Source organism: Burkholderia sp. JP2-270 (assembly GCF_003233675.1).
GTDB classification, from domain to species: Bacteria; Pseudomonadota; Gammaproteobacteria; order Burkholderiales; family Burkholderiaceae; genus Burkholderia; species Burkholderia pyrrocinia_C.
The window spans coordinates 2,510,251-2,523,031 of sequence record NZ_CP029825.1; the positions used below are offsets into that span (position 1 = coordinate 2,510,251).

Below are 12,781 nucleotides of genomic sequence, written 5' to 3' on the forward strand. Positions count from 1 at the left end.
ACCTTGAATCCACCCAAATCGCCATGAGCTATCTTCCCCAACTCGCGGCAGTCGGCGGCGTGATGTTGCTGGCGTGCGTCAGCCCCGGCCCCGACCTGATCGCCGTATCGTCCCATGCGCTCGGCAATCGCCGTGCCGGCCTGCTGGCCGCGTTGGGCATTGCGTCGTCGCATGCGGCCTGGGCGGCGATGGCGATTTTCGGGCTCGGGCTGATCGTCGCGAAGCTCGCGTGGCTGTATGAGGCGATCCGCATCGCCGGTGCCGCGTACCTGATCTATCTCGGCATCAAGACGCTATCGAGCCTGCGTCAGTCTGCGCAACAGGCCGAATCCGCGAGCCAGCCGGTTGTCCGTGGCGGCGTGCACGCATACCGGAAAGGGCTGCTGGTCGGCTTGACGAATCCGAAGGCCGCGGCCTTCTTCGGCAGCCTGTTCGTCACGCTGCTGCCCGCGCATGCGCCGGCATGGATGCATGGCGCGACGCTGGGCGTTGTCGTCGCGGTATCGATGACGTGGTTCTGCACGGTCGCCGTATTGTTCTCGACGAACCGCGTGCAGACGGGCTACGCGAAATTGCGCAAGCCGATCGATGCGGTGATGGGGACGATCCTGCTCGGCCTCGGCGCGAAACTGGCGCTGGATCGGTAAGCCGGGACGCTGATCGTAAATGGTCGCGATCTCCGAGATTGCCTTTCTGTTGCTCCTGGTTGCCTGTGTCGTCGCGGCAGTTCGGTTCTGGCACAAACGCGTCACGCGTGTCGTCGTGGTTGTCGTCGCGATAGGTCTCGCGTGGCCTGTGTACTATTTGATCGCACTGTCGTCGGTCCAATGTCTGGGGTCGTGTGGCTGAAGTGCGGGGCGCCGGCAAGCGTTTAAGCCGGCGCCATATCGTGATTTCGCTTAGTTCTTCGCCACGGCCTCCATCTCCGTCCCACCCGCCGCCTCATTCGAACCTGTCCGCATTTTTGTGGGCGAGGCGGTTGAACAACAGGTTATCCACGCGCCTGCGTAAACCGTTCGCCGAACAGAATAGCAAACTGGTTCATCGCTGATTTCCAGTCGAAGGCGGCCCTCACGGTCTTGGCCAGTACGTTGCGCAGCGCCAGCCAGAGCAGCTTGATGGCCGCCTCGTCGTTCGGGAAGTGACCGCGCGTCTTGATGATCTTGCGCAATTGCATGTTCAAGCTCTCGATGGCGTTTGTCGTATAAACGACTCGCCGAATTTCCGGCGGGAACACGTAGAACGGCACGACGTGCTCCCACGCGCGTTGCCACGACTGCACGATCGTCGGGTACTTCGCGCCCCAAGGTCCGTCGGCGAAGTCTTGCAGCGCTTGCCTTGCTGCCTCTTCGCTGGCAGCCGCGTAGATCGGGCGCAGCGCCGTGGCGAGTACCTTGCGGTCCTTGTAGCTGGCGTATTCGAGGCTGTTGCGGATCAGATGCACGATGCAGGTCTGAACGGTGGTCCGCGGATAGGCCGCGCTGATGGCTTCGGTTAGCCCCTTCAGGCCATCGACCACGGCGATCAGGATGTCCTGGCAGCCGCGCGTCTTGAGTTCATTGAACACCTTGAGCCAGAACTTGGCGCCCTCGGTCTGCTCGATCCAGAGGCCCAGCACATCGCGCTGGCCATCGGCTTGGATGCCCAAGGCCAGATAGACGGCCTTGTTGCTGACCACCCCGTCGTCGCGGATCTTGACCCGCAGCGCATCGAAGAACACGACCGGATACATCGCCTCGAGTGGGCGGCTCTGCCAGCTCAGCGCTTCGGCCATCACCTCGTCGGTGACCGAGCTGATGAAGTCGGGCGACACTTCGGTGCCGTATTGCTCGGCCAGAAACCCTTGAATCTCGCGCACGCTCATGCCACGCGCGTACATCGCAATGATGCGTTCGTCGAAGCCGGTGAAGCGGCGCTCGTGCTTGGGAATCAGGATCGGCTCGAAGCTGCCGTCACGGTCACGAGGGACTTCGACACGAACCGGGCCGCGATCCGTGATGACCGTCTTGCCGCTGGCGCCGTTGCGCTCGTTGGCTTGTCCGGCCGGCTTGGACTGGCCCGACGGGTAGCCCAGATGCAGATTCATCTCGGCGCCCATCGCCCGTTCGATGATCGCCTTGTTGAACGCCAGCATCAGATCCTGAACCTCGGTCGGCGTCATCGGCCCCTTGACCAACTGGTCCAGCAGTTCCTTGGGCAACTCAGGCAGCGGCCCGCGGGCCGCTGCCTGACGCGCTACGGTTTGCCTCTTCTTCATCGGCATATCCATGACTTTTATACCTCATGATATGCCCCGCCCACGAAATGACGGATAGGTCCCCTCATTCCTGCTCCACCCACCCCCAAGCGACCGATAAAGCGCGACTGCCGCCAGCGCGTGCTCGCGCTTGACCTGATTGAGCGAATCCGAATCCCTTAGATAAACCTCCTGCGCCGACAGCACATCCAGAAAATCCGTCGCGCCCCCCTTATAAAGCTGATTCGCCAGCCCAAGCGCCTTGTCCGACGCAGAAAGCGCGCTATCGAGCCGCCGCGTCGCCTCATTGGAACTGACGAGATTCGCACGCGCATCCTCGACTTCCCTCAACGCCTGCAGCATCGTCTGCCTCAACCCGAGTTCCGACTCGCGCATCCGGCTTTCGCTCTGCGAGATATTGGCGGTAATACGCCCCGCGTTGAAGATCGGACTCGTCGCGCTCAACGCCGCACTGAACAGGTTGTCGGTCAACGTAGGCAACCCGAGATACGACGCCGCGAGAATCCCGTCCGCCAAATTCAGCGAGAACTTCGGATACCGCTCGGCCTTAGCAACACCCACTTGCGCCGCACGCCGCTCCACCTGCGCATAAGCAGACAGCACATCAGGCCGCCGCAACAACGCCTGCGAAGGCAACGTCCCCGGCGCGCCGACCGGCGGCGCCGGAATCTCGCCAGCCTGCGCCAACACGAGCTGATCGACCGATTCCGGCGTTCGCCCCGAATACACGGCAATCAGATTGAGCTGATGCGAAATCTGCGCCTGCGTCGGCGGAATCCTCGCTTCGAGCGCATCGAGCTGGTTCTGCGCGCGCGTGACGTCGAGCTCCGTCGACAGCCCGAACGCCTGCCGCTTGCGCGTGAGTTCGAGCGCGTGCTGCCGGATCTTCGCGTTGTCCTGCAGGATCTTCAGTTCCTGCTGCGCCCAGCGCAGATCGACATACGCGGATGCCGCATCGGCCGCGAGCGCGAGCCGCATCGCATCTTCCGCATGCTTCTGCCCGACGAGTTCGGCTTGAGCAGCGAGCAGATCGAGCCGTTCGCCGCCGAACACATCGGGTGACCAGCTCAGCGCGAGCCCCACGCCGGCCTGCCGCACATACCCAAGCGGTGGCGGCGTGTTTTGCCGCGCGTCGGCCGCATGCGCGGTTGCGTCGAGTTCGGGCAGCAGCGCCGCGCGCTTCTGCACAGTCAACGCCTGCGCCTGCTTTACGCGTTCGGCGGCGGCCTGCAGATCGAGGTTGCCGTCGAGCACGCTCGCGATCAGCCGGTCGAGCACGGGATCGTGGAATTGCGCCCACCATGCGGCGGCGTCGATGTCCGCGCGCGGCACGTCGGTATCCCATGCGGTGGGCGCGAGCGTCTGAACGGATTCGTGTAGCGCAGGATGCTGCGCGGGCTGCACCGCACACCCTGCGGCGAACACGCTGACGACAACGGCGACGAGTAGCTTTTTCATGATGACGATCTCAGTGCGCGTCCGGCGGCGGCGCGTTCAAGGTAATGGGTTTGGAAAACACGACGGCAAGCAGCGCGACGACGAAGCACAGCGACAGCGCGTAATACGCATCCGCATAGGTGAGCGTCAGCGCTTCGCGGTAAATCAGCCGATGCAGGTTCGAGAGCCCGGCCTGCGCGGTATTCAGCGTATTGCCCGCAACAGCCGTCCAGTACGTGGCCTGGTGGTCGAGCAGCGACGCGATCTGCGGCTCGCCGGCGCTCACGTGCTCGTTCAGGCGCAGGTAGTGGAAGTTCAGCCGGTCGTTGAGCATCGTCGCGCTCACCGCGATGCCGATCGCACCGCCGAGATTGCGCATCAGGTTGAACAGCCCGCTCGCCGATTTCAGTCGCGACTGCGGCAGCGAGCCGAGCGCCATCGTCACGATCGGCGGCACGCTGAACTGCTGGCCGATCCCGCGCAGCGCCTGCGGCAGCAGTAGTTCCCGCCAGCCCCAGTCGTGCGTGATCGGCGTGTACAGGTAGCAGCCGAGGCCGAAGCAGATCAGTCCGAACACGAGCAGCGCACGCATGCTGAAATAGCGCGCGGCGAACGCATACGCGCCAAGCGCGAGCAACTGGAACGCACCGACCGACAGCAGCGCCAGGCCGATCTGCAGCGAGCTGAACGCGCGCACCTGCGCAAGAAACAGCGGCGTCAGGAACACGGTCACGAAGATGCCGATGCCGGTCACGAACGACAGCAGGCTGCCGATCCCGAAGTTGCGCACGGCGAGCGCGCGCAGGTCGACGATCGGATCTTCCGCGGTCAGCGCATGCACGATGAACAGGAAGCCGCAGATGCCGGAGATCCACGCGCAGATCACGATCGCATCGTCGCCGAACCAGTTCTTGCGCGGGCCTTCTTCCAGCACGTATTCGAGGCAGCCGAGGAAGCCCGACATCAGCGCGATGCCGAGATAGTCGCCGCGCTTGATGAGGCTGAGGTCGGGTTCGTCGATGTGCACGTAGCGCGGCACGAGGGCGGCCACCGCGATACCCGGCACGAGGTTCAGGTAGAACAGCCAGTGCCACGACCATTGGTCGGTGATCCAGCCGCCGATCACGGGGCCGATCGCCGGCGCGAGCGACGCGAGCGCGCCGATGGTGGTCGACGCGATCAGCCGCTGCTTGCCGGGGAACAGCACGAACGCGGTGGTGAACACGGTCGGGATCATCGCGGCGCCGAGCGCGCCCTGCAGCCCGCGAAACAGGATCATCGAGTTGATGTCCCACGCGAGCCCGCACAGCATGCTGGTGATCGTGAAGCCGACGGCCGACGCGACGAACAGCCAGCGTGTCGACATCACCTTCGACAGCCAGCCCGACATCGGGATCACGATGATCTCGGCGATCAGGTAAGCCGTTTGCACCCACGACAGCTCGTCCTGGCTCGCGGACAAGCCGCCGCCGATGTCGCGCAGCGACGACGCTACGATCTGGATGTCGAGCGTCGCCATGAAGAAGCCGACGCACATCAGCGCGAACGCGAATACCCGCTGCTTCGTCGGTTGCGACGCGGGGTCGCCGGAAAACGCGGTGGTCATGGTCGGCTCCCGCTCAGTTCGCGTGGTCGGTATGCACGGTCACGACCGCGGACAGGCCGGGGCGCAGCACGTGTTCGAGGCCCGGCTGCGGATCGAGATGCACGCGCACGGGCACGCGCTGGACGATCTTCGTGAAGTTGCCGGTCGCATTCTCGGGCGGCAGCACGCTGAAGGTCGCGCCGGTCGCGGGCGCGACGCTGTCGACGCGGCCGTGCAGGCGCGTGCTCGACGCATCGAGCGACACGTCGACGCGATCGCCCGCGCGCATCTTGCGGAGCTGGTCTTCCTTGAAGTTCGCGTCGATCCACAGGCCGGAAGCCGGCACGACCGTCAGCAGCGGCACGCCGACGTTCGCGAGCATCCCGACGCGGCCCGTGCGGTTGCCGACGTAACCGTCGACCGGCGAGCGGATCGTCGTGTATTCGACGTTGAGCGCAGCAACGCGTTGCGCGGCGAGCGCGGTGTTCACGCGGGCCCGTGCATCGGCGAGCTGCGCGCCGAGCACGTCGAGTTGCCGCTTCGAGGCAAGCAGCGCGGCGTCACTGCGTTCGACGGCCGCACCGGCCTTCGAGTAATCGGCGTCCGCGCGCTCGACGATCTGGTTCGACACGGCGTCGGATTTCACGAGCTCACGATAGCGCACGCGGTCCGATGCGGCGCGCGTCAGCTCGGCCGACGACGCGTTCTTGTCCGCCGCGTGCTGGCCGATCACCGCGAATTGCAGTTGCTGCTTCGCTTCTAGTTCGGTCACGGCGGAGCGCGCGCTGTCGACTTCGGCGCTGGCCTGCGCGAGCTTCGCATCGTAGTCGCGCGCATCGAGCTGCACGAGCACGTCGCCGGTCTTCACGCGCTGGTTGTCGGTCACGAGAATCCGGTCGACGAAGCCGTTGACCTTCGGCGCGAGAACCGTCACGTCGCCGCCGACATACGCATCGTCGGTGCTTTCCTGGAAGCGCAGCACGAACAGCCAGTCGAGCGCGGCTGCTGCCACCACAACGACGACGGCGATCACTGCGATGCGCATCCACGGCACGCGGCGCCGCTGCTTCGCGGGCCGGTCGATTGTGGCTGCCTCGCGGGAAGCAGCAGCTTCTTGGGTCGTTTCCATCGATTCACCTATGTATATGCACTCATTAAAACGATCGACGACGTCGCGTCGATCGGGGAAGGGGTCAGCGCTCCGGCAGGTTGTGCGCGATCCGGAACAGCTCGTCTCTCAGGCGGGCCGCCTGGGTCGGCCCGAACCGTTGCTCGAACGCTTCCTGCGCGGCGAGCCAGTGCACATGCGCGTCGGCAACCTTCGTTTCGCCGTGCGCAGTCAGCGCGAACGTCTGGCGGCGATACGGCCGCTCGATCCGGCCCGTTACCAGCGCCGCGCCGACGAGCGGCTTGAGCGCGCGCAGCAGCGCGGTGCGTTCGATTACCAGCATGGCCGACAGCGTCGCCATCGTCAGGCCAGGCCGGTCGCGCAGCAGCGCGAGAATGCTGTACTGCGACGGCGTGACGCCCGCCCGCGACAGGTAACGCTCGTAGAACTGCGAGAGCCGGCGGGCGGCTTGCCGGACCGCGAAGCAATCGTCATCGGTGAGCGTGGTCTTGTGCATGTGCACATGTTAGGGCGCAGCGCGGGGCGAAGCGATGGGCGAAGCAGGATCAGATTGGTGTCGTGGCTGTACCAATCGGCGTCAGGCCGGCGCGTTCGCGTGCCGGATCAGGCCGCCGCAGGAACAATCCCGCCGACGCGGTCGCAATAGGCGGCCGTGTAGTCGATGAACGCCTTCACCTTCGCGGGCAGCAGCGCGCGGTTCGCGTATGCGAGCTTGATCTCGACGAACGCGTCGACGAGGTCGGCGCCCTCCAGCAATTGCACGAGTGCGCCCGACGCGAGTTCGGCTTCGACGAGTGTTCTCGGCACGACGCCGATGCCGAAGTCGTGCATCACCATTTCGCGATTGAAGACGGGGCTGTTCGACGAGATGTCGAAGCGGTACGGCACGGTCAGCGTGTCGCCGTCGACGCGGAACGACAGCGCGGGCCGGCGCAGCGACGGCGATATCGGCACGAACGGATGATCGGCGAGGTCGGCCGGCGTCTCGGGGCGCGGATGTGCGCTCAGATACGCGGGCGTCGCGACGATCACGACCGGAATGCGCTCGACCAGCCGCACGACGGTCGTCTCGCTCGTCAGCATGTACGGCACGACGATGCCTATGTCGTAGCCTTCGCCGACGAGATCGACGGGGCGCTCGGTCAGCGTGACGTCGAGGCGCACTTTCGGATGCGCGCTCTTGAAGCCGGCGATCAGCGGCACGAGCCGGTTCAGCGCGGCCGTCGTGTGCGCGACGAGACGCAGCAGGCCTTCGGGTTCGCGCGTCTGCGTCTGCGCTTCCGCTTCGAGCGCGTCGAGCTCGTCGAGTACGGCCGCGCAGCGCTCGTAAATGCGCTCGGCGGTTTCGGTCAGCGACACCTGGCGCGTGGTCCGGTGCAGCAGCCGGCTGCCGAAGCGCGCTTCCAGATCGGCGACCGCGCGCGACACGACCGGCCGCGCGAGGCCGTGCATGTCGGCGGCGCGCGTGAAGCTGCGCATCTCGACCACCGACCGGAAAATCCGCAGCTTGTCGATGTAGTCCATGTCCGTCTCCTTGACGCGATGGCGGGCGCTGGCCGCTCCCCGCCGGCCAGCGGCCTCGTTACGGCGGAGTGTACATTGACTTTATGCATATGCACATATAAATTGCGGAGCATGAACGACAACCCGATTGCCCTAGCGTGCAACTGCCTCGCGCTGCGTCAGGCGGCGCGCTTCGTCACGCAACTGTACGAACGCCATCTGGCCCCGGTCGGCGTCACGCCCGCGCAGTTCTCGATCATGGCGAACCTGGCGCATCGGCCCGGCCTGCTGATGAGCGAACTCGCCGACACGCTCGTGATGGATCGCACGACGCTGCTGCGCGCGCTGAAGCCGCTGCAGCGCGACGGTTTTGTCGCGACGGCCGCGTCCGAGCACGATGCGCGTGCGCATGCGCTGAGCCTCACGAAGCTCGGCGAGCGCACGTTCGCGCGGGCGTTGGTCGCGTGGCAGGCCGCGCAGGAAGAATTCGAGACGCAGTTCGGCGAGGGGCGTGCGAAGGCGCTGCGCGATGAACTGTTCAGCCTTACCGCGGAACGCTAGGCGGGCCGCAGGTGGTTCGCACGTTGCGTCGAACTGGAGCCGAATTCGATCCATCGGCCGCTTTGGTGGCGTTCAAAGCGCGGAGGTGTGGCATCCATGACTGAAAATTGGTTTTTATTATGTCCGGATTGGCGGTTATCTGGACAGTTTTTATTTCCAGTTGTAGAGTCTTCTGACGGATTTCACGGGCCGGTGCCGCCGGCACGAGTCACGAGGAGCAACCGATGCTGCAGTTGAGCGACCGCGACGACGCGATGTTGCGCGGGGATTTCGGCGACGGCGTCGCGCGCGCGATGCGGATCGTCGTGCACACGGCGGAAGTGATGGCCGCGCCGCACCTGATCGACATTACGTCCGCGCATATCGACGGCTGTCTTTATCACGGCCAGACGAGCCTCGACTTCGTCGAGTATTTCGTCGACACCGGCGCGAAGGTCGCGGTGCCGACCACCTTGAACGTCGGGTCGCTCGACCTGATCCATCCCGAGCTGTACCACGGCGACCGCACGATCCAGCGCGATGCGCAGCGGCTAATGGACGCGCATCTGCAGCTCGGCTGCGAATCGAGTTTCACGTGCGCGCCGTATCAGTTGAAGAACCGGCCCGCGAAAGGCGAGCAGATCGCGTGGGCCGAATCGAATGCGATCGTGTTCGCGAACTCGGTGCTCGGCGCGCGCACGAGCCGGTACGGCGATTTTCTCGATCTGGCCGCCGCGATTACCGGGCGCGCACCGTATGCGGGTTTGCATGTCGAAGCGAACCGCGCCGCGCGGATCGTGTTCAACGCACCGGACTTCAGCGGCCTGCCGTCGCGCGATATTTATTTCGCCGCGCTCGGCCTGGCTGTCGGCAGGATCGCGGGTGCCGCCGTGCCGGCGATCGTCGGGCTGCCGGCGGACACCACCGAAGACGAACTCAAGGCGCTCGGCGCGGCCGCCGCATCGAGCGGGGCCGTCGCGCTGTTCCATGCGGTGGGCGTGACGCCCGAGGCGCCGACGCTCGATGCCGCATTGCACGGGCAAGCGGCGCAGCGCACCGTCGACGTCGCGATGGCCGACCTCGACGAGATTCGCCGCACGCTGAACCACGGCGCGGCCGGCGACGCACTCGTCGCGGTGGCGCTCGGCACGCCGCATTTCTCGCTGGCCGAATTCCGCACGCTCGATGCGTTGCTCGACGCGTACGACGGCAAGCCGGCCTGCGATTTCTACGTGAACACGAGCCGCTTCATTTTGTGGGAGCTGGGCGAAGCCGGCCTCGCGGACAAGTTCGCCGCGCGCGGCATCCAGATCGTCGTCGATACCTGCACGTACATCACGCCGGTGATGAAGCGACTGTCGGGGCTGGTGATGACCAACTCGGGGAAATGGGCGTCGTATGCGCCCGCGAACATCGGCGTGACGGTCGCGTACGGCAGTATGCGCGAATGCGTGCGTTCGGCGTACGAAGGAAAGGTGCGATTCGATGACTGACGCGACGGGCAACGTACTGACGGGCGACACGCTCGTGCCGGGCAGCGCGTGCGCGAGTGCGTTCGTGCTCGACAAGCCGCTCAGCTTCTGGGGCGGCTACGATTCGGGCGCGGGCAAGATCGTCGATCGCGGGCATCCGCAAGCCGGCGCGAGTCTCGCCGGCAAGGTGATGGTGATGCCGCACGCGAAGGGTTCGAGTTCGAGCAGCAGCGTGCTCGCGGAAGCCGTGCGCAATGGCACGGGGCCCGTCGGGATCGTGCTGAAGGAGCGCGACCTGATCATCTCGATCGGCGCGATCGTGGCCGCCGAGCTGTATGCGATCGCGGTGCCGGTGGTGTGCGTGACCGACGACGTGTATGACGCGATCGTCGCCGCAACCGGCGCGGTGCGGATCGACGCGGGCGACGGGGATGGCGGCGCGCGGATTTACATCGGCGACTGACGCGTCGTGCGTTATCGACTCAGATGAAGCGAATGCGCCGAGTATCGTCCGCCGCGAGCGACAGCGCATCTAGTGCAGCATGCATCTCGCGCTTGCCGCCCGGCTGCGCGAGCCGTCGGATCTCGGGCCACACGATCACGCCGAATACAGTGCGCAGCATCGTGCTCAGCAGGAACAGGCCGATCGCGCCGCCGGCGAACCACATGGCCGCGTCGAGCATCCCGCCCTTGCCGTGCGATACCGCGGACATGATCCCGAGGATGAAGACCAGGGCGACCAGCAGGAACAGCGTCACGAACACATCGACGCGGGCGCCGGCGACTTTCGCGGGGCGAACGAGATACACCGAGCCGTCGGTCACGTTGCGGATGCCGTAGATGGCGAGGCGATCCTGGCCTTCGGTGTAGGCGACATCCAGCCGATCGCCCGCGACGATGAACAGGCTTCGCGTTGCGCTGGTCCTGAGCGTGAGCGGCGCCTCGAACGCGTCCAGCTGCAGCGCGATTTCCTCGATGCTTCGCGTGGTCCAGCCGAGGTTGTTGCTCCGGACCTGCGTACTAATCGTCTTCTGGCTGACCGACGTCACGCAGCCGGATGCGATCCGCATCGAACCATCGGTCATGCGTGGCTCCGTTCCACCGTGAAACTGGCGGGTTCGTACTGCCACTTTTCCTGCGCTTCGCGACGCTGCGGTTGGAAGACCAGATCGGACAGGCCCGCGATCGCGAGCAGTGTACCTAGCAGGCTGATGATGCTCACGAGCAACGCCAGTGCGCACACGAACGCCCAGCTTGATTTGAATGCTGCGGCACCGACCAGCAGGCTCAGCATGAAGATGATCGACGCCCACGTGAGCAGCGACAGGTTGCTGTCTTTTTGTCCGAGCGCATCGTAAGGCGCGATCGCCAGATCGGTGCTTCTGATCCACGCGATCCGGTGACGGCCGCGATCCTCGAACACGCACGCGCGCACCGCCGTGCCGGGTTTCAATTGGTCGATCTGCTTGAACGCTTCCGCATCGATGTCGCCGGCCGCGATGAAGTAGCAGGCGCCCCGCATCGTCAGGCGGTAAAGCGGCACCTTCTTGATATCGGCCTCGACACGGATGAGGTTCGTATCGATACGGTCGATCGTCGCCTCGATCAGGGTGGTGTGGTTACGCATGGTCGGGAGAGTGCGCCGGTCGGCGCCGCTTTGGCGTGACATTGATCATACCGATGAAATCACACGCAGGCACCTCGTGCCACGGACGGCATTCTGTCAGTCACGTGCGTGGTCCGCCGGCCGCTTCCCGATACGCACTCGGCGTCTGCCCGGCCCAGCGCCGGAACGCGCGCGTGAAATTCGCCGGATCGGTAAATTGCAGCCGCTCGGCGATCGTCTTCAGGTCGAGATCCGACGCGGCGAGCAACTGCTTCGCGTCGCGAAACCGTGCTTCGTCGAGCAAGTGCCGATAGCTCGAACCGGCTTCCTCCAGCCGGCGCCGCAGCGTGCGAGTCGACACGAGCAGCGCATCGGCGAGCGTTTCAGGCCCCGGATAGACGCCGGTTGCTTTCGCCAACTCCGCGCGCACGCGCTCGACCAGATCGCCTTCCTCCTGCCGCACCTGCGCATACTCGCGCTCGACCTGCACGAGCGCCTGCCGGTGCGCGACTTCGTCGGCGAGCGGCAGCGGCCAGTCGAGCACGTCGCGCGCGATCCACAGCGCGTTCGCCGTGCAGCCGAATTCGACCGGCGGCAACTGGTCGCGATAGCGCGCGAAATACGCGGGCTCCGGCCACGCGAACTGCAGCGCGATCAGCGGCGACGCGCGTCCGGCCCATTGCGAGATGTTCTGCGCGAGCCCGGTCAGCACGAATTCGAACATCACGTGATGCTGCAACACCGGGCTCGCTTGCACGCCGTGCAGTTCGAGCGTCGCGCCGCGTTCGTCTTCCGCATAGGTCAGCCGGTATTGGCGGTTGCGCATCCGGAAGTAGCGCTGCGTGACGGACAGCGCTTCGCGGATATCCCGCGCGGTCAGCGTCGCGTAACCGAGAAAGCCGTGTACGGTCGGCTTCAGCAACAGCCCGAACGCGAGCCCGATGCCCGGATCGCCGCCGATCTCGATCGCGTTGAGCACGAGCCGCCCCCATTGCGACGGCGCGACGCGCGCGTCGGGTTCGGCCAGCACCGCGTCGCGCAGGCCCGTGCCGGCACGGACGGCGGCCAGGTCGACGCCGCGCGCGGCCAGCGCCTGCAGCAACAGGCGCGTATAGGCGACCGGGATCGTCGGCCGGCGCAGCCCGAGGCGGTCCTTGGCGAGTGGGGAGGTCATGTCATTTTGGCCGGAAATGACAAGCATTATGGCTGTTTGCCCCCTCACGTTCAAGGCGGCGCGCGCCTACGATGGCAG

General features: G+C 65.6%; 13 protein-coding genes. 4 read left to right on the forward strand and 9 right to left on the reverse strand.

Translation table 11 applies throughout. From position 1 onward, the window contains the following. Positions 1-23: 23 nt before the first annotated feature. Positions 24-647, forward strand: coding sequence for a LysE family transporter (locus tag DM992_RS29450; protein ID WP_111019742.1), 624 nt, complete (start codon positions 24-26; stop codon positions 645-647). Between the two features lie 344 nt (positions 648-991). Here DM992_RS29450 and DM992_RS29460 read toward each other — a convergent pair whose 3' ends face one another. The 6 genes from DM992_RS29460 to DM992_RS29485 form a co-directional block, all read right to left on the reverse strand. Continuing rightward, positions 992-2,263 (reverse strand): IS256-like element ISBcen18 family transposase, encoded by a 1,272-nt coding sequence (locus DM992_RS29460; RefSeq protein WP_111020272.1) that lies wholly within the window; start codon positions 2,261-2,263, stop codon positions 992-994. Between the two features lie 18 nt (positions 2,264-2,281). Next, positions 2,282-3,715 (reverse strand): efflux transporter outer membrane subunit, encoded by a 1,434-nt coding sequence (locus DM992_RS29465; protein WP_111019744.1) that lies wholly within the window; start codon positions 3,713-3,715, stop codon positions 2,282-2,284. A gap of 10 nt (positions 3,716-3,725) precedes the next feature. Then, positions 3,726-5,300 carry a DHA2 family efflux MFS transporter permease subunit gene (locus DM992_RS29470; protein WP_111019745.1) on the reverse strand — a complete coding sequence of 525 codons (1,575 nt, stop codon included), beginning with the start codon at positions 5,298-5,300 and terminating at the stop codon, positions 3,726-3,728. 13 nt (positions 5,301-5,313) lie between these two features. Continuing rightward, positions 5,314-6,408, reverse strand: a complete 1,095-nt coding sequence (locus DM992_RS29475) for an HlyD family secretion protein (protein WP_111019746.1) — start codon at positions 6,406-6,408, stop codon at positions 5,314-5,316. A gap of 64 nt (positions 6,409-6,472) precedes the next feature. Further along, positions 6,473-6,904 carry a MarR family winged helix-turn-helix transcriptional regulator gene (locus DM992_RS29480; protein ID WP_111019747.1) on the reverse strand — a complete coding sequence of 144 codons (432 nt, stop codon included), beginning with the start codon at positions 6,902-6,904 and terminating at the stop codon, positions 6,473-6,475. Between the two features lie 107 nt (positions 6,905-7,011). After that, positions 7,012-7,932, reverse strand: a complete 921-nt coding sequence (locus DM992_RS29485) for a LysR family transcriptional regulator (protein ID WP_111019748.1) — start codon at positions 7,930-7,932, stop codon at positions 7,012-7,014. A gap of 111 nt (positions 7,933-8,043) precedes the next feature. On the opposite strand from DM992_RS29485, the gene DM992_RS29490 reads away from it, so the two are divergent. From DM992_RS29490 to DM992_RS29500, 3 genes are all read left to right on the forward strand, one after another. Further along, positions 8,044-8,472: a MarR family winged helix-turn-helix transcriptional regulator gene (locus tag DM992_RS29490; protein WP_111019749.1), complete on the forward strand. Its 429-nt coding sequence runs from the start codon at positions 8,044-8,046 to the stop codon at positions 8,470-8,472. 224 nt (positions 8,473-8,696) lie between these two features. Beyond that, positions 8,697-9,944, forward strand: a complete 1,248-nt coding sequence (locus DM992_RS29495; protein WP_111019750.1) for an aconitase X — start codon at positions 8,697-8,699, stop codon at positions 9,942-9,944. Next, on the forward strand, positions 9,937-10,386 hold the full coding sequence (locus DM992_RS29500; protein WP_111019751.1) for a DUF126 domain-containing protein: 450 nt from the start codon (positions 9,937-9,939) through the stop codon (positions 10,384-10,386). The genes DM992_RS29495 and DM992_RS29500 overlap by 8 nt, the downstream gene beginning before the upstream one ends. A gap of 19 nt (positions 10,387-10,405) precedes the next feature. On the opposite strand, the gene DM992_RS29505 is transcribed toward DM992_RS29500, so the two are convergent. From DM992_RS29505 to DM992_RS29515, 3 genes are all read right to left on the reverse strand, one after another. Beyond that, positions 10,406-11,008, reverse strand: coding sequence for a hypothetical protein (locus tag DM992_RS29505; RefSeq protein WP_111019752.1), 603 nt, complete (start codon positions 11,006-11,008; stop codon positions 10,406-10,408). Then, positions 11,005-11,550 (reverse strand): hypothetical protein, encoded by a 546-nt coding sequence (locus DM992_RS29510; protein WP_105393426.1) that lies wholly within the window; start codon positions 11,548-11,550, stop codon positions 11,005-11,007. The genes DM992_RS29505 and DM992_RS29510 overlap by 4 nt, the downstream gene beginning before the upstream one ends. A gap of 100 nt (positions 11,551-11,650) precedes the next feature. Further along, on the reverse strand, positions 11,651-12,730 hold the full coding sequence (locus DM992_RS29515) for an AraC family transcriptional regulator (protein WP_111019753.1): 1,080 nt from the start codon (positions 12,728-12,730) through the stop codon (positions 11,651-11,653). Positions 12,731-12,781: the final 51 nt, after the last annotated feature.

Excerpts from the sequence above, each read along its gene's own strand:
- DM992_RS29510 (WP_105393426.1), bottom strand. The coding sequence starts at position 11,550 with ATGCGTAACCACACCACCCTGATCGAGGCGACGATCGACCGTATCGAT.
- DM992_RS29480 (WP_111019747.1), bottom strand. The coding sequence starts at position 6,904 with ATGCACAAGACCACGCTCACCGATGACGATTGCTTCGCGGTCCGGCAA.
- DM992_RS29460 (WP_111020272.1), bottom strand. The coding sequence starts at position 2,263 with ATGCCGATGAAGAAGAGGCAAACCGTAGCGCGTCAGGCAGCGGCCCGC.
- DM992_RS29450 (WP_111019742.1), top strand. The coding sequence starts at position 24 with ATGAGCTATCTTCCCCAACTCGCGGCAGTCGGCGGCGTGATGTTGCTG.
- DM992_RS29470 (WP_111019745.1), bottom strand. The coding sequence starts at position 5,300 with ATGACCACCGCGTTTTCCGGCGACCCCGCGTCGCAACCGACGAAGCAG.
- DM992_RS29475 (WP_111019746.1), bottom strand. The coding sequence starts at position 6,408 with ATGGAAACGACCCAAGAAGCTGCTGCTTCCCGCGAGGCAGCCACAATC.
- DM992_RS29495 (WP_111019750.1), top strand. The coding sequence starts at position 8,697 with ATGCTGCAGTTGAGCGACCGCGACGACGCGATGTTGCGCGGGGATTTC.
- DM992_RS29515 (WP_111019753.1), bottom strand. The coding sequence starts at position 12,730 with ATGCTTGTCATTTCCGGCCAAAATGACATGACCTCCCCACTCGCCAAG.
- DM992_RS29490 (WP_111019749.1), top strand. The coding sequence starts at position 8,044 with ATGAACGACAACCCGATTGCCCTAGCGTGCAACTGCCTCGCGCTGCGT.
- DM992_RS29505 (WP_111019752.1), bottom strand. The coding sequence starts at position 11,008 with ATGACCGATGGTTCGATGCGGATCGCATCCGGCTGCGTGACGTCGGTC.
- DM992_RS29465 (WP_111019744.1), bottom strand. The coding sequence starts at position 3,715 with ATGAAAAAGCTACTCGTCGCCGTTGTCGTCAGCGTGTTCGCCGCAGGG.
- DM992_RS29500 (WP_111019751.1), top strand. The coding sequence starts at position 9,937 with ATGACTGACGCGACGGGCAACGTACTGACGGGCGACACGCTCGTGCCG.
- DM992_RS29485 (WP_111019748.1), bottom strand. The coding sequence starts at position 7,932 with ATGGACTACATCGACAAGCTGCGGATTTTCCGGTCGGTGGTCGAGATG.